The sequence below is a fragment of the Acidobacteriota bacterium genome (assembly GCA_020853395.1).
Taxonomy (GTDB): Bacteria; Acidobacteriota; Vicinamibacteria; order Vicinamibacterales; family SCN-69-37; genus JADYYY01.
Genome location: JADYYY010000011.1, coordinates 148,409 through 167,834, shown reverse-complemented (window position 1 = coordinate 167,834; position 19,426 = coordinate 148,409). Strand labels below are relative to the sequence as shown.

Below are 19,426 nucleotides of genomic sequence, written 5' to 3'. Positions count from 1 at the left end.
GAACGGTGGCGCCGCGCGCACGCCGACGGCGCGAGCATGGGCATGGACGCGCGAACGGACGTCGCACGCCATCCTCGATCACCGCTGATCGTCGGGCGTCAGGGCCTCGTCAGCCACCCGTGCTGCCTGAGCCACTGCGACAGGAGCGGCGGCCAGCCGGCGAGCGTCGGGTCGCTCATCGCCAGGCCCACGCCGTGCGGACCGGGCTCGAAGACGTGCAGCTCGGCCGGAACGCCCGCCCTGCGCAGCGCGAGATAGAACAGCACGCTGTTCTCCGCCGGTACGGCGGCGTCGGCGTTCGTGTGGAACAGGAACGCCGGCGGCGTGTCCTTCGTCACCTGTCTGTCGTTCGACAGCAGATCGAGGAGCGCAGCCGGCGGCGATTCGCCGAGCAGATTGCGCATCGAGCCGGCGTGCACGTACGGACCGGACGAGGTGATCACCGGATAGGCGAGCACGAGGAAGTCCGGCCGGCTGCTGACGCGCTCGATCGGATCGGCCGACGCCGGATCGCCCGCGTCGAAGTGCGTGCCGGCCGTCGACGTGAGATGGCCGCCAGCCGAGAAGCCCATCATCCCGACGCGATCCGGCAGCACGTTGAGCTCCGCAGCGCGCGACCGCACCAGGCGGATCGCCCGCTGTGCGTCGCCGATCTCGACGGGATGACGATACGTCGGACCCAATCGGTACCTGAGCACGAACGCCGCCACGCCCTGCGCGTTGAGCCAGTTCGCGATCTGCCGCCCCTCGTGGTTCATCGCGAGCGCACCGTAGCCGCCGCCGGGCGCAACGACGACGGCGGTGCCGGCGCCGCGGCCTTGCGGCGCGTAGTACGTCAGCGTCGGCACGTCGGCCTCGTCCGTTCCCAGCGCGCCGGGCGCGCGTTGCTCCCACAGCCGAATCGTCACCGGCTCGACGGGCGAGCCAGCGCCACGCCCGCTGGCGGCGACCGGACCTCGCGGCGCCGGGTCGGACACCTGGGCGGCAACCAGTCCGGGGAGGCACAGCAGCGCAAACGTCAGGGTCGTGAGCGGTCGAGGCATCGGTGCGAGTCTAGATCCGATCTCGACAAGGTCGATGACAGACGCGGCGCGCCCATCTACGATAGGGGCCCGTCCAGGAGGAGTCGCCAATGGAACGACGTACGTTTCTGCGAGTGCTCGCGTCGGCTCCCGCGTGCGCGGTGGCGCGCGCCGTGCCGCTCCGCGCCGACCTGCCGAAGGCGAAGATCACGCGCGTGCGCCTCTACCGGCCGCCGAACCTGAACCCGCTCTTCAACCAGAGTGACATGTTCGTGGCGGTCGAGACCGACATCGGCATCACGGGCTACGGCGAGGGCGGATCGAAGGACACGCTCGAGCAGTGCGCCGGCACGCTCATCGGCAAGAACCCGTTCCAGATCGAAGCGATCTGGCAGGAGATGTACATCGCCTGGTTCTACCCGCCGGGCCGCGAGAAAGCGCACGCGATGGGCGCCATGGACCTCGCGCTGTGGGACATCAAAGGCAAGGCGCTGTCGCTGCCCGTGCACGAGCTGCTCGGCGGCCGGACGCGCAACCACTGCGACTGCTACGCCACGGTCAGCACCACCGTCACGGGCCAGACCACGCAGGGCGGCAAACCGCTGACGCTCACGGACCGCGCACGCTTGACGATGGAGGCCGGCTACCGCGCCTTTCGCATGGGCGCCGGTGACGTGCCGATCGGCTCGGTGTACGACACCCGCTCCATCGTCCGGCGCATCGCGCAGGAGTGCCGCGATGTGCGCGAAGGCGTGGGCCCGGACGGCAACTGGTGCATCGACTTCCACCAGCGCTTCGAGCTGAACGATGCGCTCCGGGCCTGCAAGGCGATCGAGGAGTACGAGCCGTTCTTCGTCGAGGATCCGGTGCGCGACGAGCACGCGCTCATGGACATCCCGAAGCTGCGGCAGATGACGTCGGTGCCGCTCACGCACGGCGAGGAGTGGGGCGTGCGCTGGGACTTCATCAAGCTCGTCGAGGCCCACGACATCGACTACATCCGCGCGACGCTGCCGAACGTCGGCGGCATCACCGAGATGATGAAGATCGCCGCCATCTGCGAGACGCACGGCGTCGGCATCGTCCCGCACTTCACGGGCCCGATCGCCACGGCCGCGCTCGTCAACTGCCTGTCGACGTTCTCCGGGGCGGTGATGCTCGAGTACAACTACGGCGGGCGCCCGATCGACTATCTGCCCGAGTGCCTCGACTTCCGGCAGGGCAAGGCCTACACGAACCAGCGGCCCGGCCTCGGCGTCACGCCAGACATGAGCAAGCTCACGCAGATTGGCGAGGTCACCGAGCCGGGCCGCCGCAACATCTTCACGAGGCCGGATGGATCGCTAGGGCATTGGTAATGCGGTCCGGGGTGCCGGGTCCGGGGTCCGGGGTTCGTTGCTTCGGTCCTTCGGTCCCGGGTCCCTAGTCCTACTTCTTCAGTGCGTAGGCGATCAGGCCCATCGGACCGGCCGCCGGTGCGGCGTTCGGGTTGCCGTTGCCGCTGCCCCGTCCGGCGGCGAGCAGCACGTACTGGCGGCCCTTCGACTCGTACGACGCGGGCACGCCCGGCGCGTTGCCGCCAAAGGTCCCGGTCCACAGCACCTTGCCGGTGTCCTGATCGTACGCGCGGAACTTGCCGTCGCCTCCCGCGTGGAAGACCAGGCCGCCCTTGGTGACGACCATGCCGTTGCGCGCCGCGAGCCCGCCGCTGTTCGTCGGCCCGCCGGCGGCGATCGTCGGCGCATGGTCGCCGTTCGGCACCTGCCAGATGATCTCGCCGGTGTTCAGGTCGTACGCGGTGAGCGTCGTGTACGGCGGCTTCGTCGCGGACGCGAGCACGCCGTACTCGCTCATGTACCGCGTGGGCGGCACCTCCACGTCGTCCGGGTACGGCGCGTTGCCGGCGTTGCCGCCGTTGCCCGGATAGACCGGGCCCGTCCCACGAGCCGGGACCGTCGGCCGCGGCGCGCCGCCGCTGGCGACCACCGGACCTGGCGGCAGCACCGGCGCCGGCCCGGCGCCGCGCGCCGCGCCACCGCCCGACGGGCTGGTGCTGCGCAGGTACACGATCACCGCCGCGATCTGCTCGGCCGTGAGGTCGACGGGCCGCATCAGCCCGCGGCCGCCCGTGATGATCGCACGAATCGCGTCGTCGGGCATCCGATCGGTCACGCCGACGAGCGACGGCGCGCCCGCGACGGCGCCCTGGAGATCGGCGCCGTGGCACACCTGGCAGGACTGCTGGAAGACCGCGGCGCCGGCCTGCGGCGTCGGACGCTCCGGCTCGTCTTCGCGCCCGCTGCGGCGCGTGCGCACGTCCTCGAGCTTCAGCAACGCGACCTGATTGACGCCGACGACGAACACGAGGCCGCGCGCCGGATTCGCCGCCGTCGTGCCGAAGTTCGAGCCCCCCTGGTTGCCGGGCATCGAGACGGACTCACGCCCGACCGATGGCGGGATGAACAGGCCGCCCTGCGGCCCGGTGCCGTTCTTCGCGGCTGCGACGCGCGCGCGCATCTTCTCGTACTCGTCCGGCTTCAGCAGCCACGGATTGACGTCGTCGACGGTGAACGACTGCCGCACGAACGGCGCGGGCTTCGAGGGGAACGGCTGCGTCGGATGCGAGTACTCGCCCGGCGCGTCGGTCTGCGGCACGGGACGCTCCTCGATCGGCCACAGCGGCTGGCCGGTGACGCGATCGAACACGTAGAGAAACCCCGTCTTGCCGGCGTGCGCCACCGCGTCGACGCGGCGGCCGTTGTGCCGCACGGTGACGAGCTGCGGCGCCGACACGTTGTCGAGATCCCAGAGATCGTGGTGGATGGTCTGGAAGTGCCAGAGGCGCTTGCCCGTGCGCGTGTCGAGCGCCAGGATGCAGTTGGCGAACAGGTTCGCGCCGTGCCGATCCCCGCCGTAGAAGTCGTAGGTCGCCGACCCGGTCGGCACGTACACGATGCCGCGCGCCTCGTCGATCGACATGTTGCCCCAGTTGTTCGCGGCGCCGACGTACTTCCACGCATCCTTCGGCCACGTCTCGTACCCGAACTCGCCGGGCTGCGGAATCGTGTGGAACTGCCAGACCTTCTGGCCGGTGACGACGTCGAACGCGCGGATGTCGCCGGGCGGCGACATGAACCCTTCGCCGGGCGTGGAGCCGAGGATCAACAGATTGCGCCAGACCTTGCCGGCGCTGTTGTTGTTCCAGCCCATGCGCTCGCCCCGCAGCAGCCCGTCCCGCAAATCGACCACGCCGTTCGTGCCGAACGTCAGAATCGACTTGCCGGTGCGGGCGTCAATCGCCTGGAGGAAGCTGTTGATGCCGAAGAGCAGGCGCCGGTCCTTGCCGTCCTCGCTCTGCCAGTAGTTGATGCCTCGTCCCGTCATGCCGGTGAGGCCGTCGTGGATCCAGATCTCCTTGCCGCTCGTCGCGTCGAGCGCGATGAGCGACCCATTTCGGCCCACCGTGTAAATCACGTCGTCGACGATGATGGGGTTGAAGCCGGGCGAGGCGTAGGGATAGACCCACGCGACATCGAGCTGGTTGACGTTCGACTTGTTGATCTGGTCGAGACCGGCGAACGCCGAGCTGTCGGGCCCGGCCAGATTGTCCCACCAGTACTTGCTGCTTCGGGCGGCGGCGAGCACGCCCACGGCCGACACGGCCGCGACACCTGACACGAGCGCGGCGGCGATGAATCGCCGCGACCTGAGTTCGAATGGCATGACGCTTCCTCTGTCTCAACGGATGGTGATGATCGTGATCGCGAGCTCGCCGATCTGCGCGTCCCGAAGCGCATCGACGTGGCGCGAACGACGCGCGACGTTCGGAGCGCTCTCGGCGGAGTCAGGCCGCACGAGGCCGGCGGGCTGGGCATGTCGCCGCACCAGCGGCCGGGCGAGGCTGGCCGCGCGGTGACGACCGGCGCCGGCCGAAAGACCGGCGCGCGCCGTCGGCCCGGCAGTCCTCGAAACCTCCCGCACGACTCCTCCCGGCGAGCCAGAGGGACGCACGAACGCGCATCCCGGCATGTTCGCGACCCGCCAATACTACTCGACCGGCACGGGACCTGCTTGCTCTAGGCTGGTGAGCGCCGCCTTCGCGTCTGCCGTGCGATCCCGGCCGCAGGCATCGGGGAGCAGCGTAAGCTCGTACCACGAACCGGCGTCGCCGCCGATCGGTCGGGCGACGCCGTGCAGGCCCACAGAGATCATGCGCTACACCGTGCTCGCCGCTGACTACGACGGCACTCTCGCGAGCCAGAGTGTCGTTGCGGAAGAAACCCTCGAGGCGCTTCGGAACTTGCGGGCGTCGGGACGAAAGCTCGTGATGGTCACCGGAAGGGAGCTGGCGGATCTCCAGAAGATCTTCCAGTCGCTCGACCTCTTCGACCGCGTCGTCGCGGAGAACGGCGCGGTGCTCTACTGCCCGGCGGACGGCACGACCGAAGTCCTCAGCGAGCCGCCGCCGCAGGCGTTCCTCGAGGCGCTGCGCGCGCGCGGCGTCTCGCCGCTGTCGGTCGGCCATGTGATTGCCGCGACGTTCGAGCCGCACGAGTCCACGGTCCTGCAGACGATTCGCGAGTTCGGCCTCGAGCACCAGGTGATCTTCAACAAGGGCGCCGTGATGGTGCTGCCGGCCGGCGTGAACAAGGCGACCGGCCTGAAGAAGGCGCTGGCCGAGCTGCACCTCTCGCCGCACAACGCGGTCGGAGTCGGCGACGCCGAGAACGACCACGCGTTCCTCACGGTCTGCGAGTGCGCGGTTGCGGTCGGCAACGCGCTGCCGACGTTGAAGGCCCGTGCGGACTGGGTCACGACGGCGCGCAACGGCGCGGGGGTGATCGAGCTCGTCCGCAGCCTCGTGCACTCGGACCTGCGCGAGCGCGTGCCGGAGATCGGCCGCCACCGGCTGCCGCTCGGACACACGTTCGCCGACGAACGGCTGACGGTCGGCGCCCAGGGAACGCGCTTGCTCGTGGCCGGGCCGTCGGGCGCCGGCAAGTCCACCATCGCCACGGCCTTCCTCGAGCAGCTCGTCCATCAGCGCTACCAGTTCTGCCTGGTCGATCCCGAAGGCGACTACACGGAGTTCCCGGACGCGATCGTCCTCGGCAATGCGGGCACGGCGCCGCGGCCCGAGGAGATCGCCGATGTGCTCCGCAAGCCGTCCTCGAACGTCATCGCCGTGCTGATTGGTCTGCCGAAGGACGAGCGGCCCGAGTTCCTGGCGAAACTGCTCGCCGCCCTCGAGCCCGTCCGCACCGAGACGGGGCGGCCGCACTGGCTCGTCATCGACGAGGTCCACCATTTCCTGCCGGCATCGGCGCACACGCCGGCCGAACGGGTGCCGTCGATGTACGAGAGCTCGATGATGATCACCGTCCATCCCGACCACGTCGCCCGCGAGGCGCTCGCGCTGGCCACGGTCGTTGTCGCGGCCGGCGCCAACCCGCTGGCCACGATCCGGGCGTTCGCCGATCGCGCGGGCGAGCACGTCCCGCCGGCGCCTCAGCCGCCGGCGCACGACGCTGCGGTCGCCTGGTTCCGAGGCGACCGCCAGGCGCCGGTGTCGTTCCGGCCCTGCGCGCCCCGCACGTCGCGCAGCCGCCACCAGCGCAAGTACGCCGAGGGCACGTTGGAACCGGATCGGAGCTTCTATTTCCGCGGCCCCGACCGCAAGCTCAGCCTTCGCGCGCAGAACTTCGAGCTGTTCCTTCAGCTCGCCGAAGGCGTGGACGACGAGACGTGGACGCACCACCTGGCGGCCGGCGACTACTCGACCTGGATCCGCCAAGCGATCAAAGACGAGTCGCTGGCCGACGAGGTGCACATGGTGGAACGGCGCGCGGCCGACCTCTCCCCACGCGACAGCCGGCTCATGATTGCCGAAGCGATCAACCGGCGCTACACCACGGCGGAATAACGAGAGAACGACGGGATCGGCTGGTCCGCGCCTTGCTAGCAATGCGAGGCAGGGGGAACCATGAAGATCGTCGGCATCCTGCTCGTAGTGCTCGGCATCGTCGGTCTCGTCTGGGGCGGCGTGCGTTGGACGACGCGCGATACGGTCGTCGATGCGGGGCCGCTGCAGATCACGAAGGACGAACACAAGGCCCTGCCGCTCTCACCCATCGCGAGCGGCATCATCCTCGCCGCCGGCGTCGCGCTCATCGTCGCGAACGGCAAACGTGTGACCTAGCGGAGGGCAAAGGGCAAAGGGCAGAGGGCAGAGGGCAGAGGGCAGAGGGCAGAGGGCAAAGGTAAAGGGGAAAAGGAAGGGCAAAGGGAAGAAGGGAAAAGGGGAAAAGGGATGCGCTGCCCTACCTCGTTCGGCCCATCCCTTCTCCTACGTCTTCCGCTCTCAGGCGGAGTGCGCGTCGGCGCGGAGTTCGGCTTCCGCCTGCAGCCAGTCGTTCAGCGCGTCGCCCTCCTCGCCGTTCCGAGAGAGATAGCGCAGATACGCGCGCTCAGCGATGCGCGCGTGGACGTCCTCGCCGTCGGCGCGTGAATCGGGCGTCATCTGGACGGCGGTGGCGACGTCTGCGGTCATCGCCTCGTCCGAGAGCGCGTCGGCGATGGGCGGCGGATCTGGATAGGTGCCGTTCGGAACGAGCGCGGCGGCCTCGGCGTTCGATTTCCCGAGCGAGGCCGGCAGTCGGCGGGAGGTGCGTTCGGCGATCGTGCTTTTCATGAGTGTACTCCGCGCCCGCATTGTTCAAAGCGTGTACCACGAGAGGCGCGGCCGGGTGTTCCGATCGGCTTCCGGGTGCTCTCTCTCGGGTCGACGCGTGCCCATCGGCTGAGAACGCCGTTACACCAACTGAACCCACCGCTGCTCAGGTGGCAACGAGCAGCGCGATCGACTGCGCCGCGTTCGCCAGCGCCCGCGAACGGCGGGTACCCGATGGCTGGCCTCTCGCGGGCGCTCCGGGGCGAGACGCCTGCCTTGCCGGAGACAGAGCCGGCAACCCCTTCCTGACGCCGACGGGTCCCGGCACGAACACCACCGCCGCGCATGCCGGGCGATCCGCAGAATCCGTGGCCGCGTCATTGAGTAGACGTTCTACGTCATGTACAGTAGACTCTCTACACAATGCCGCCGCGTTCCTCTCCCTCGTCCCGCGTCGATCTGCTGCAAGGCACCCTCGACCTGCTCATCCTCCGGACGCTCTCGAGCGGGCCGGCGCACGGGCTGGCAATCGCCAAGCACATCCAGCGCACCTCCGAGGACCTGCTCCAGGTCGAGACGGGATCGCTCTATCCCGCGCTCCACCGGCTCGAGGCCCGCGGCTGGATCGCGGCCGCGTGGGAACTGTCGGACAAGGGCAAGCGCGCGAGGTTCTACCGCCTGACGCCCCTTGGCCGCCGGCGGCTCTCGGCCGAGCGCTCGAAGTGGGAGGCGCTCGCGCGCGCGGTCACGCTGGTGCTGAATCCGGCCGACTGATCGAGTCCGGGCGCCGCTCGCGTCACGCGGATCCACGACGCGCGTCGCCGCCGGCGGGCCGCGCCGACTTACGCGTCCACGCAGGCGCATTCCGTCTAGGAGGCACGATGTCCTTCCTGCGCACCCTCGGATGGCTGACGCGCCGCTCGGCGAAGAACGCCGAACTGCGCGACGAGCTTCGGTTCCACCTCGAACAGGACGAAGACGATCTCCGCGAGCACGGCGCGCCCGGCGACGAGGCGAGGCGGACGGCGCGGCGGGGCCTGGGCAACCTGGCGCGCGTGGAGGAAGACACGCGCGCGGCGTGGGGCTGGGGCGGCCTCGAGCAGTTTGGCCGCGACGTCAAGTACGGGCTGCGGCAGATCCGCCGCCACGGCGCCCTCTCGGCCATCGCCATCGCCACGCTAGCGCTCGGCATCGGCGGCGTCGCGGCGATGTTCAGCGCGGTCGAAACGGTGCTGCTCCGGCCGCTGCCGTATGCCGACGCCGATCGCCTCGTGATGATCTGGCTCGACATGGCCAAGACCGACGTCACGACGAAGCACAACGCCACGCCGGCCGAGTGGCTCGAATGGCGGCGCCGGAACACGGTGTTCTCGGATCTGGCGACGAGCCAGCCAACCGACGGGGTGCTCTCAGGTGATGGCGGCCCGGAACAGGTGCCGGCCCGCAAGGTGAGCTGGACGTTCTGGAGCGTGCTGGGCACGTCGCCGATGATCGGCCGCGCATTCACCGAGGCGGAGGACCTCGAGAACGTTCGCGTCGCGGTCATCAGCCACGGGCTGTGGCAGCGCCGCTTCGGCGGGTCGCCCGACATCGTCGGCCGCACGATCGCGATCAATGACGAGCCCTATCAGGTGATCGGCGTGATGCCGCCGGGCTTCTACTTCCTGCCCGCGCGCGACATCGACCTCTGGATGCCGGCCTCGTTCCCGCCGTGGATGCGGACGAACTTCAGTTGGCACAACGCGCAGGTCGTCGCCCGGCTCGCGCCCGGCGTCACGCTCGAGCAGGCGCAACAATCCATGTCGGCGCTGAGCCTGGAGTTGACCGCCAAAGACGAGCGTGGGCCGCACTCGGTGACGATCGTCCCGCTGCGTGACGAGATTGCCGGCCGCACGCGGACGGCGCTCATCCTGCTGCTGTGCGCGTCGGCGGCGGTGCTGCTCATCGCGTGCGTCAACCTCGCGAACCTGCTGCTCTCGCGCGGCGCGACGCGCGGCCAGGAGGTGGCCGTGCGGACCGCGCTCGGCGCGAGCCGCGCGCGGCTCGTGGCGCAGTTGCTCACCGAGAGCCTGGTGCTGGCCGCGTGCGGCACGCTGGCCGGCCTCCTGCTGGCCCTGCCGGTGATGCGGTTTCTCGAACGGCTGATTCCCGAGGCGATGAGCCCGGCGCGGTTGGCGCTCAACTGGCGCGTGCTGGCCTTCGCCGCCTGCGCCGGCGGCGCCGCGGTGCTGGCGTTCGGCCTCGCGCCCGCGCTCGGCGCATCGCGGCGTCCGCCGCAGCTCGGCCTGCGGGATGGACGCCGCGCCATCGGCCCGCGGAGCCACTGGCTGCGCTACTCGCTCATCGTCGTCGAGACCGCGCTCGCCGTCGTCCTGCTGACGTGTGGCGGCCTGCTGCTGCAGACCTTCCAGCACCTGCGGCAGACCGACATCGGCTTCCAGAGCGAGCGGCTGCTGACGTTCGAGACGCCGCTCTTCCGCTACAAGGACTTCGATCGACGCGTGGCGTTCGTCGAGGCCGAGGTGGAGAAGGTGCGCACGATTCCCGGCGTGGTCGGCGCTGCCGCGATCAACCTGATCCCGTTCACGAACTTCGCCAGCGCCACGTTCTATCAGCTCGAGGGCCAGCCGCAGCACAGCGTGCCGACGCAGGTGGCGCTCGTCCGCAACGTCACGCGCGACTACTTCACGACGGTCGGCGCACGCATGGTCGAAGGCCGATTCTTCGAGACCACGGATCGCAGAGCGTCGATGCCCGTGGCCATCATCAACGAGCCGATGGCGCGCCGCCATTTCGGCGACCAATCTGCGCTGGGGCACCGGTTCAAGTTCGGGGAGCTTGGCGACGAAGGCTACCTCTACACCATCGTCGGCGTCGTGCGACAGATACCCGAGACCGGCGTGCTGGACGACGCGAAGCCGGTCGTCTATCGCGTGTTCGAGCAGTGCGACCAGATCGGCGATACGAAGGCGGCTCTCGTGGTTCGCACGGCCGTGGAGCCTGCCTCGATCGTGCCGGCGGTGCGTCAGGCGATCTGGTCGCTCGACAGCAACCAGCCCCTCGCGCGCATCCAGACGATGGAGGACATCATCGAGCGGCAACTGTCGACACCGTCGCAGAGCTCGGCGCTGCTCGGCGCGTTCGCGGTGCTGGCGCTGCTGCTCGCCTCGCTGGGCATCTACGGCGTGCTCTCGCATGCCGTCGCGCAGCGCACGAACGAGATCGGCGTGCGCATGGCGCTCGGCGCGACGTCGGGCCGGATCCTGCTCTTCTTCGGCTCGCGCGGTCTGATGTTGACGCTGGCCGGGCTTTCGATCGGCCTCGGGCTCGCCGCGATCGCGGCGCGGTGGATGACCACGCTGCTGTACGGCTTCGGACCGGACTACGCCGCGACGGCCGGCGTCGTGTCCGCCGTGCTCGTCACGGTGGCCGCGCTCGCGTGCTTGGTCCCCGCGCGGCGCGCCGCCCACATCAATCCGGTCGCGGCGCTGAGGAGCGACTGATCGGTCGATCCGCGCCACGAACGGCCGCCGGGGCGGCCGCGCTGCGATGGCGCGCGGTCAGGAACTGCCACCCGGCTGCGTGATGCCGCACGTCTTCATCTTGTTGAGCAGCGTCTTGTAGCTGACGCCGAGCAAGCGGGCGGCCTTGCGGCGGTTCCAGTGGAACTGGTCGAGCGCGCGCGTGATCGCGTCGCGCTCCGCGGAGATCGCGGCCGCGCGAGCCAGGTCGGGCAGCGAGCTGCTGTCTCCCGCGGCGGCCGCGGCCGGCGACGGGAACGGCAGGACCGCGCCGTCGCGCGGCGCCGGCATGGCGACGGGGGTGCTGCTCGGCGCGGAAACGCCACCCGCCGCGGCGGCAACGTCGCGCCCCGCCTGGACGGCGGCCGGCGGCAGCGGATCGGCGAGCGCCTGGCTCGACCGCTCGATCTCGGTCCGCACCAGCGTCTCGTCCTGCAGGATCACGAACCGCTTGATGACGTTCTCGAGCTCCCGCACGTTGCCTGGCCACGAGTACGACAGGAGGGCCGAGCGCAGACCCGCGGACATCCGGACGGCCGGGCGCCCGTAGCGCGTCGAGTACCGGCGGAGGAAGAACTCGATCAGCGCCGGAATCTCGTCCTGACGTTCCCGCAGCGGCGGCACGTGGATCTCGATGACCTGCAGCCGGTAGTACAGATCCTCGCGGAACGTGCCGGCCCTGATCATCGCCGTGAGGTCGCGGTTCGTCGCGCCGATCACGCGCGCGTCGACCTGCACGGTGCGATTGCTCCCGAGCTTCGTGAACTCGCCGTCCTGCAGCACGTGCAGCAGCTTGGCCTGCAGGCCGGCCGGCAGCTCGCCAATCTCGTCGAGCATGAGCGTACCGCCGCCGGCGAACTCGAACTTCCCGATCCGGGTGCCCTGGGCTCCGGTGAACGCGCCGCGCTCGTGGCCGACCAGCTCGCTTTCGAGCAGGTCCGCCGGCAGCGCGGCGCAATTGACCTTGACGAACGGTTTGTGACAACGGTCGGATCGGCGGTGCAGCTCGCGCGCGATCACTTCCTTGCCGACGCCGCTCTCGCCCGAGATCAGGACCGTGACGTCGCTGTTGGCGACGCGCTCGACCATCTTGAGCACCGCCTGCATCGCGGCGCCGGATCCCCAGCTCGGCTGCGAGCCGTCGGACGCCTCGACCTCGCTGGCGCTCAGCCGCGCCACCTCGGTCTCGAGCGCGATGCGGTCGAGCGCGCTGATGATCGCGTTCTCGATCGCCGCCTCGCCGAGATCGGGATCGTCGGGCTTGACGACGTAGTCGAAGGCGCCGCCGCGGACGGCATTGACGATCGTCGCCGGCACCTGCTGGCCGGAGAGCATGATGACCTGGACCTGCGGGTGCGCCGCCCGGATGGCGCGGAGCACCTCCAGCCCGTTCATCGCCGGCATGAGGACGTCGAGCAGCACCACCTGCGGCGCGCGCGACGTGGACAGCGCCTCCAGCAGCTCGTTTCCGGTGGCGTACGCGTGCGCGTCGTAGCCGCGCGAACGCAGCATCGCCGTCAGGTAGTCGCTGAACAGCGGGTCGTCATCGACGACCGCCACGCGCGGCGCGGTCACGCCCGCGCTCCTCGCCGGATTGTCATTCCGTGTACGGGTTGGCTGGTCGACTGCCAAAGCTGACCTCCATGGGCATCAACGACTGCGGCGGCGATGAGCAACGACAGGCCCAGACCGCCTTCCTCCAAGTCCGCGGGGCGCCGATCCTGCGCCCGGCGCATCACCGAACGATCGACCGGCAGCGCGGCGGGCGCCACCCACAGGTCGAGGTCACTCGCGTCGGCGGCGGGAGCCGCGGCGAGCGCCACCATTGCACCGCTCTTGCGGACAACGACCTCGACGAGCGCCGCGCCGGCCACGGCCAGTGCGGCCAGGTCGGACGTCCGCACGGAGAGGCCGGCGTACTCGGGAGTCGCGAGCCCGGCAATCCGCACCGTCTGCGACGACCGCGCGCCGATCTCCTCGAGCAGCTCGCCAATCGAGACGTCCTGGTTTCCCCGCGGCGCGTCCGACATCCAGTGCGACAGCTCCGACGCCTGCTGGCCAATGGCCGCGAGGCGGGCGGCCGCGCGCTGCATCTGCGCGACGACCCGCGGGCGCATGTTGTCTTCGATACGCCCGTCGCCCAGCATCCGCAGGTACCCCTGGATGACGCCCAGTGGGCTCCGGAGCTCGTGGGACATCAGCCGGAGCGTCGCTGGCAGATCGAGCACCATGCGAGGTCCGCTTCCTGCAAAGACCGTGACACCCGGTGGTTGGCCGTCACCCAATGTGCGCATGCCGCGGCCCGCCTGTTCCCCATCGACGCCAACGGCAGGCGCCGCCTGACCCTGCTGACCGGGTCCCGGTCTCGAAACGGCCGTCTCGTCGCTCACAACCCTCCGGCCGGCCGGCAGACGACGCGAGGGCCAACCCAACGGATGCGTTGGATTCGATTGGCGATCGACTGCATTTCTGACTCGCCCGCCGGATGAGACGCGCGGAGGCCGGCTACGGCCGGCGCCGAGCGTCAGGCGTGGGTGTGAGCAAATGATGACACAGAAACGGCAGGACGATACCGCCGGCCACGGCGGCTCGCGGCCGCAAGCCTCGAGTGGCTCTGACGAGGCTCAGGACGGTTGCATGTCAGGCTGAGCCATCGGCCGCGGAGTGCTGACGGCGCGGCCGCTGCGACCTTCGTCCACGGTGCCCTTCTCCAGGAGTTGCTTCATGCGACGGAGATCCTTGCGCAGCATCGCGGCCGGCCCCTGGCCGGCCAGCCACGCCAGCGACGCGCCGACCTTGCCTGCCGGCGGCTCGTATTGGAGCGTGATCGTGAGGGCGGTCGCTGCGGGCGAGAGGGCACGGAACCTCACCGACCCGGCGCTGACGACATCGGAACCGGGCAGCGACTTCCAGGCGAGCAACGTCGGACGGACTTCGTTGATCGTCTCCGCGTCCCACGCCAGCCGCACGCCCGCCGGTCCTCGTACGACCCAGTGCGACCGATCGTTGTCGAGGACGTCGACGTGCTCGACGTGCGAGAGCACGTGCGGGAGGTTTCTCAGGTCGCGCCAGAACTCGAAGAGCGGCTCGATCGGCTTCCTGATCACGATCCGCTCCCGAATCTTGACGCCGCCCGACCCGGACAGCGCGATTCTGGGCTCGTCGCTCGCGCCGCGGCCGATCAGGTAGTTCACGGGACACAGGCCCGTCGTGCCTCGCGTGATCAGGCCAGTGGCGAGCCAGCGCCACGGCTGCTTCGACGAGGACGTGCGGCGCGCGCACATGGCTGCCGCGGCCAGCCCTGCCGCAATGGACACGATGCGCTCAGTCCGTCCGACGTTTCTCCGCATTGCGAACCCCTCCTCGCCGCGATGCCCAGGCGACGATGCCCGGCGCGAGACGCTTCTGCTCGAATCGTGCCACTGGCCCGCAGTTCACGCCTATTCGATCGCCGCCGCGCGAACGCCGTGGCACATGTGTTGCGGCCGCCAGAAGGCAAGATGGACATTCCGATCATGGGTCCTTCCGCGGCGATGTACGGCAGCAGCCGAAGCGACGGGCGCCAGTCGGGCCGTCGCAAGGCTCGAAACGCCGGCGCCGCGGTGCTCATGAGATGGTCACGTTGACGTCGTCCGACCTGTAGCCATGGCTGGTCGCAAGAAGCCGCGCACCGCCGGCTCGCTCACCAGGCCCGCAGCGCGCGCGTCGCTCGTAGAGCTTCGCGAAGACGCCTCACGCTGCCATCGATGCGATCTCTGGAAACGAGGCACGCAGACCGTGTTCGGCGCCGGACCAACCGACGCGACGTGGATGCTCGTCGGCGAGCAGCCCGGCGATCAGGAGGATCTGCGTGGCGAACCGTTCGTCGGACCCGCGGGCCGCGTGTTGCGCGAGGCGCTCGCGGAGGCTGGCATCGCGCTCGAGGACGTCTACCTGACGAACGCCGTGAAGCACTTCAAGTGGCGCGCGCAGGGCAAACGGCGGATCCACGAGAAACCCAACCGCGAGGAGGTGCTGGCCTGCCGTGTGTGGCTCGAGGCGGAACTGGCCGCCGTGCGCCCGCGCGTGCTGGTGGCCCTGGGAGCGACCGCGGCCGCCGCACTCCTGGGGTCCGCGGTGCGCGTGCAGCGCGACCGCGCGACGCCGCAGGCGTCACCCCTCGCGCCGGTGGTGTCGCTCACGGTCCATCCCTCGTCGATCCTCAGGGCGCCGTCAACCGACGCGCGTCACGCGGCACGCTCGCAGTTCATCGACGACCTTCGCACGATCGCCGGCCTCCTGAAGCGCTGGCAGCGGACTGCGAAAACAGACAAGGGTGAGAAGACCGACACAGAGAACGACAAGAAGCACGAGCCTGGATGACGCTCGCTGCTCGGCGGCGAGGATGGCGGAAGCCGGGCTACGCCGGGTTGCTCTGGCTGGGCGGTTGCACGGATCGCAGCCGGCTCGCTCGACGCGACGGCGCGGCGAACCGTTCGCCGGCGTGCGGCTCTGCATCCACGTACCGCTTGCAGTAGGAGCCGTCGGGTTCGCGCTTGATGAAGCGCACGTCTTCGAGGGCGGCGAGGATGCTCTGGCAGACGTCGCTGTCGAGCCCGGCGATGCGCGAGGCTTCCGCGAGCGACAGCCGGGCATCGGGGACTTCGAGGAACAGGCCCTTCAACCGGCCCAGTGCGACCACGACCCTCGCTGTAGCTTCCATGTGTCGCCTCGCACTCCGAGCGCCGCGGTGTGCGGCGCTCCTGTTATTTCGCGTTCCCGACGAGGCCGCCCTCGCCTTGCGCGCAATGAGCAGCGGATGTCCGGGCCCTGCGAGGAGCAAGAGAAATGCCACGGGCGCTGGCCAAAGCGCCCAGAACTTCGTCGCTGGGATCGCACCGCGGGATGGTCGCGCGTTGCCACTCGTGACCCACGGATTGGCGTGCCGCTTGCCGTCGACCCTGCCCGACACGCACTGTCCATCGAGGCTCTGAATCCTGCTCTGGCTCGCTCTGGGTCCTGCTCTTGCACCGTGCCGCGGGCATGAGCCTCTCGCATTCGCTCCGCGCCGCCGCCCCACTCCGGCTCTGCCTGCTGACCGTGCTCGCGCTGCTCGCCGCGTCGCCCGCTCGGGCTCAGTCCTTCGGCCAGAACAAGGTGCAGTACGGGCACTTCGATTTCCAGGTCCTCGAGACGCCGCACTTCGACATCTACTTCTACACACGCGAGCGCGACGCCGCGCGTGAGGTCGCGCGCATGGCCGAGCGCTGGTACGGCCGCTTGTCGACCGTGCTGGGCGCACCGCTCATCGGCCGGCAGGTCGTCGTGCTCTACGCGTCGCATGCGGAGTTCGAGCAGACGAACGTGCTCGAGGGCATGATTCCCGAAGAGACTGGCGGCGTCACGGAGGGCCTGGCCCGGCGCATCGTGCTGCCGCTGGCGGCCAGCCTCGGCGAGTCCGACCACGTGCTCGGCCACGAGCTCGTGCATGCGTTCCAGTACTCGATCCTGGGCAACCGGGCGCAGGCCATGCCGCTGTGGTTCATGGAAGGCATGGCGGAGTACCTGTCGCTCGGCAACCGCTATCCCCAGACCGCGATGTGGCTGCGCGACGCGCTGATTCGCGAGGATCTGCCGACGCTCGAGAAGCTCGACGATCCGCGCTACTTCCCGTATCGCTTCGGGCACGCGTTCTGGAGCTACATCGGCGGGCGATGGGGCGATCGAATGATCGGCGAGATCCTCGCGGCGGTGAGCGGCGGCCGCGTGGTGAGCGGCGATCCGTTCGGGCCGCCCACGGGGGTCCAGGCCGCCGGAGGCGATCCGATCCGCGTCATCGAGCGATTGACCGGCCTCGAGCGCGATGCGCTCTCGACCGCCTGGCACGAGGCGATCGGCGCGCTCTACCGGCCCGCGCTCGCCGACGCCTCGTCGCGGCAAGCGGAAGGGGCGGTGACGTTCGCCGGCGAGGATCGCGGGTCGCTGCGGATCGGCCCGGCGCTCAGCCCGGACGGCTCACGCGTCGCGTTTCTCTCCGAGCGGGATCGGCTGTCGATCGAGCTTTTCGTCGCGAACGCCAGGACCGGACAGGTCGAACGGCCGCTGACCAAGACGGCTGCCGATCCGCACTTCGACAGCCTGCATTTCGTCGAGTCGTCGGGCGCGTGGTCGCCCGACGGCCGGCAGCTCGCCGTCGCCGCGGCCCAGGGCGGCCGGCCGGTGATCGCGATCCTCTCGGCCGACAACGGCGCACGCGACCGCGAGATCCCGTTCCCGGCCCTCGGGGCGGTGTTCCAGCCGAGCTGGTCGCCCGACGGCCGGAAGATCGCGTTCACGGCGCAGGCCGGCGGCGTGACCGATCTGTATCTCGTGGACCTGCAGACGAACGAGGTCCGCCAGCTCACGCACGATCTGTTCGCCGACCTGCAGCCCGCCTGGGCGCCGAACTCGCGCGATCTCGCGTTCGTGACGGATCGGTTCGGCGGCGATCTCGCGCGGCTGTCGTTCGATCGCTACACGCTCGCCCGGCTCGACACCGAGACCGGCGCGGTCAGCCAGATCGAGACCGGCGTCGACGGCAATGCCGTCAACCCGCAGTGGGCGTCCGATCGCGAGCTGTTCTTCATCTCGGACGCCACGGGCCGGCCGGACGTCTATCGCCGCGACCTGTCCGCGGCGCGAACGATCCTCGTCGCCACCGCACCGACCGGCATCTCGGGCATCACGGCCCTGAGCCCGGCGCTGTCGTATTCGCGCGCGAGCGGCACGCTGGCGTACTCGGTCTTCGGCGGCTCCGGATACGCCATCCAGGTGCTGCCGCACGCGCCGAGCGAGGCGCCGGTGGCGGCCGGCGCGGGTGATCTCGCTCGGTTGCCCGGCGCCGACCGCCCATCTCGAGTCGCCGCGCTGCTGCGCCAGCCGTCCGAGCACCTGCCGCCCGCGACCGTCGACTACCCGAGCCACCCGGCATCCGGCCGGCTCCAGTTGATGGACGTCGCGCAGTCGATCGGCGCGACGACGAGCACGGGCGCCTTCGGAACGTACGTGAGCGGCGGCGTCATGCTCTTCTTCAGCGACGTGCTCGGCAACCATCTCTTGTCGACCGGCATCAACGTCGCCGGCGACATCAAGGACACCGCCTTCCAAGCGTCGTACCTGAACCGCACGTCGCGCTGGAACTGGGGCCTCTTCGGCGAGCGCGTGCCGCTCATCAGCGGCTCGGTCACGAGCGGGTACATGTCGCTCGGCGGCCAACTGCTCTACGCCGAACAAGGCACGCTCCATCGTGAGATCTTCACGCAGGCAGGCGCGATGGTCGCGTATCCGTTCAGCCGGGCCACGCGCGTCGAGCTGGGCGCTTCGATGCGGCACGTGGGGTTCGACGACGAACTGCGGACGCAGTTCTACGACCCATCCACCGGCGACTTCCTCGGCGAGGACCGGACGGACCTCGGGGGCGACCCCGCCCTGACGTTCGCCGACGCGACCGTCGCGCTCGTCCGCGACACGGCCACGTTCGGCGCCGTGAGCCCGCTTCAAGGCGAGCGGTTCCGCTTCGACGTGTCGCCGACCTTCGGCGGCCTCCGGATGGTGGGCACGACGCTCGACTACCGCCGCTACGTGATGCCATTCCGGCCGCTGACGATCGCCGGACGGCTGATGCACATCGGCCGATACGGCATGAACGGCGAAGACCAGCGCCTGTTGCCGCTGTACCTCGGCTACAACACGCTCGTCCGCGGCTACGACTTCAACTCGTTCGGCATCAATGAGTGCACCGTGACCACGGACGGGTCCTGCCCGGAGATCGACCGCCTCATCGGCAGCCGCATCATCGTCGCGAACCTCGAGGCACGGGTGCCGATCGTGGGGCTGTTCACCGGACGCCTCGACTACGGCCCGGTGCCGGCCGAGATCTTCACCTTCTTCGACGCGGGCACCGCGTGGACGCGCGCGACGACGCCGACGTTTGCCGGCGGCGATCGGCCATGGGTGCGCAGCGTCGGGTTCGGCGCGCGCGTGAACCTGCTGGGCTTCGCGATCGGAGAGTTCAACGCCGCCCGCCCCATCGACCGCGCCGGCCGTGGGTGGGACTTCGTGTTCAATTTCCGGCCGGGGTTCTGAGCCGGCGCCGCGTCGGGCGGCGGCCGCTCAGTCAGAGCCGATGCGCGGCCACGCGGTGTCGGCCGGCGAACCTATCCCGAACGTCGCCATCACCGCATCGCCAAGAGGCC

At 69.9% G+C, this 19,426-nt stretch carries 14 protein-coding genes; 7 read left to right on the top strand and 7 right to left on the bottom strand.

Features of this window, described 5'->3' with window-relative positions; all coding sequences use genetic code 11:
• Nucleotides 1-98: 98 nt before the first annotated feature.
• The gene (locus IT184_12040) at nt 99-1,043 is read right to left on the bottom strand and encodes an alpha/beta hydrolase (GenBank protein MCC7009536.1); all 945 of its coding nucleotides are present in this window, start codon (nt 1,041-1,043) and stop codon (nt 99-101) included.
• Nucleotides 1,044-1,132: 89 nt separating this feature from the next.
• Here IT184_12040 and IT184_12035 point away from each other — a divergent pair, with 89 nt between their 5' ends.
• Entirely contained in the window at nt 1,133-2,380 is a 1,248-nt protein-coding gene (locus IT184_12035; protein ID MCC7009535.1) for a mandelate racemase/muconate lactonizing enzyme family protein, read from the top strand.
• A 70-nt stretch (nt 2,381-2,450) separates the two neighbouring features.
• On the opposite strand, the gene IT184_12030 is transcribed toward IT184_12035, so the two are convergent.
• The gene (locus IT184_12030) at nt 2,451-4,745 is read right to left on the bottom strand and encodes a PQQ-binding-like beta-propeller repeat protein (protein MCC7009534.1); all 2,295 of its coding nucleotides are present in this window, start codon (nt 4,743-4,745) and stop codon (nt 2,451-2,453) included.
• 487 nt (nt 4,746-5,232) lie between these two features.
• On the opposite strand from IT184_12030, the gene IT184_12025 reads away from it, so the two are divergent.
• Together IT184_12025 and IT184_12020 are read left to right on the top strand one after the other, a co-directional pair.
• On the top strand, nt 5,233-6,945 hold the full coding sequence (locus tag IT184_12025) for an HAD-IIB family hydrolase (GenBank protein ID MCC7009533.1): 1,713 nt from the start codon (nt 5,233-5,235) through the stop codon (nt 6,943-6,945).
• Between the two features lie 60 nt (nt 6,946-7,005).
• The gene (locus IT184_12020) at nt 7,006-7,221 is read left to right on the top strand and encodes a DUF3185 domain-containing protein (protein MCC7009532.1); all 216 of its coding nucleotides are present in this window, start codon (nt 7,006-7,008) and stop codon (nt 7,219-7,221) included.
• A gap of 162 nt (nt 7,222-7,383) precedes the next feature.
• On the opposite strand, the gene IT184_12015 is transcribed toward IT184_12020, so the two are convergent.
• Nucleotides 7,384-7,713 carry a DUF2934 domain-containing protein gene (locus tag IT184_12015; GenBank protein ID MCC7009531.1) on the bottom strand — a complete coding sequence of 110 codons (330 nt, stop codon included), beginning with the start codon at nt 7,711-7,713 and terminating at the stop codon, nt 7,384-7,386.
• A 402-nt stretch (nt 7,714-8,115) separates the two neighbouring features.
• On the opposite strand from IT184_12015, the gene IT184_12010 reads away from it, so the two are divergent.
• Both IT184_12010 and IT184_12005 read left to right on the top strand, forming a co-directional pair.
• The gene (locus IT184_12010) at nt 8,116-8,466 is read left to right on the top strand and encodes a PadR family transcriptional regulator (GenBank protein ID MCC7009530.1); all 351 of its coding nucleotides are present in this window, start codon (nt 8,116-8,118) and stop codon (nt 8,464-8,466) included.
• A gap of 107 nt (nt 8,467-8,573) precedes the next feature.
• Nucleotides 8,574-11,195: an ABC transporter permease gene (locus tag IT184_12005; protein ID MCC7009529.1), complete on the top strand. Its 2,622-nt coding sequence runs from the start codon at nt 8,574-8,576 to the stop codon at nt 11,193-11,195.
• 57 nt (nt 11,196-11,252) lie between these two features.
• On the opposite strand, the gene IT184_12000 is transcribed toward IT184_12005, so the two are convergent.
• The 3 genes from IT184_12000 to IT184_11990 all read right to left on the bottom strand — a co-directional run bounded on the left by IT184_12000 (nt 11,253) and on the right by IT184_11990 (nt 14,530).
• Complete coding sequence (locus tag IT184_12000; protein ID MCC7009528.1) at nt 11,253-12,788, bottom strand: sigma-54-dependent Fis family transcriptional regulator; 1,536 nt, start codon at nt 12,786-12,788, stop codon at nt 11,253-11,255.
• Nucleotides 12,785-13,444 (bottom strand): hypothetical protein, encoded by a 660-nt coding sequence (locus IT184_11995; GenBank protein MCC7009527.1) that lies wholly within the window; start codon nt 13,442-13,444, stop codon nt 12,785-12,787. Before IT184_11995 ends, IT184_12000 begins: the two co-directional genes overlap by 4 nt.
• A 393-nt stretch (nt 13,445-13,837) precedes the next feature.
• Nucleotides 13,838-14,530: an SRPBCC family protein gene (locus IT184_11990; GenBank protein MCC7009526.1), complete on the bottom strand. Its 693-nt coding sequence runs from the start codon at nt 14,528-14,530 to the stop codon at nt 13,838-13,840.
• A 328-nt stretch (nt 14,531-14,858) separates the two neighbouring features.
• On the opposite strand from IT184_11990, the gene IT184_11985 reads away from it, so the two are divergent.
• Nucleotides 14,859-15,575 (top strand): UdgX family uracil-DNA binding protein, encoded by a 717-nt coding sequence (locus IT184_11985; protein MCC7009525.1) that lies wholly within the window; start codon nt 14,859-14,861, stop codon nt 15,573-15,575.
• 37 nt (nt 15,576-15,612) lie between these two features.
• On the opposite strand, the gene IT184_11980 is transcribed toward IT184_11985, so the two are convergent.
• Complete coding sequence (locus IT184_11980; protein MCC7009524.1) at nt 15,613-15,915, bottom strand: hypothetical protein; 303 nt, start codon at nt 15,913-15,915, stop codon at nt 15,613-15,615.
• Nucleotides 15,916-16,235: 320 nt separating this feature from the next.
• Between IT184_11980 and IT184_11975 the strand changes: the two genes are divergently transcribed.
• A complete protein-coding gene (locus IT184_11975) occupies nt 16,236-19,316 on the top strand; it encodes a PD40 domain-containing protein (GenBank protein MCC7009523.1) in 3,081 nt (1,026 codons plus the stop codon).
• The last annotated feature ends 110 nt before the right edge of the window (nt 19,317-19,426 follow it).

Excerpts from the sequence above, each read along its gene's own strand:
- IT184_12040 (MCC7009536.1), bottom strand. The coding sequence starts at position 1,043 with ATGCCTCGACCGCTCACGACCCTGACGTTTGCGCTGCTGTGCCTCCCC.
- IT184_12035 (MCC7009535.1), top strand. The coding sequence starts at position 1,133 with ATGGAACGACGTACGTTTCTGCGAGTGCTCGCGTCGGCTCCCGCGTGC.
- IT184_12030 (MCC7009534.1), bottom strand. The coding sequence starts at position 4,745 with ATGCCATTCGAACTCAGGTCGCGGCGATTCATCGCCGCCGCGCTCGTG.
- IT184_12025 (MCC7009533.1), top strand. The coding sequence starts at position 5,233 with ATGCGCTACACCGTGCTCGCCGCTGACTACGACGGCACTCTCGCGAGC.
- IT184_12020 (MCC7009532.1), top strand. The coding sequence starts at position 7,006 with ATGAAGATCGTCGGCATCCTGCTCGTAGTGCTCGGCATCGTCGGTCTC.
- IT184_12015 (MCC7009531.1), bottom strand. The coding sequence starts at position 7,713 with ATGAAAAGCACGATCGCCGAACGCACCTCCCGCCGACTGCCGGCCTCG.
- IT184_12010 (MCC7009530.1), top strand. The coding sequence starts at position 8,116 with ATGCCGCCGCGTTCCTCTCCCTCGTCCCGCGTCGATCTGCTGCAAGGC.
- IT184_12005 (MCC7009529.1), top strand. The coding sequence starts at position 8,574 with ATGTCCTTCCTGCGCACCCTCGGATGGCTGACGCGCCGCTCGGCGAAG.
- IT184_11995 (MCC7009527.1), bottom strand. The coding sequence starts at position 13,444 with ATGGTGCTCGATCTGCCAGCGACGCTCCGGCTGATGTCCCACGAGCTC.
- IT184_11985 (MCC7009525.1), top strand. The coding sequence starts at position 14,859 with ATGGCTGGTCGCAAGAAGCCGCGCACCGCCGGCTCGCTCACCAGGCCC.
- IT184_11980 (MCC7009524.1), bottom strand. The coding sequence starts at position 15,915 with ATGGAAGCTACAGCGAGGGTCGTGGTCGCACTGGGCCGGTTGAAGGGC.
- IT184_11975 (MCC7009523.1), top strand. The coding sequence starts at position 16,236 with ATGAGCCTCTCGCATTCGCTCCGCGCCGCCGCCCCACTCCGGCTCTGC.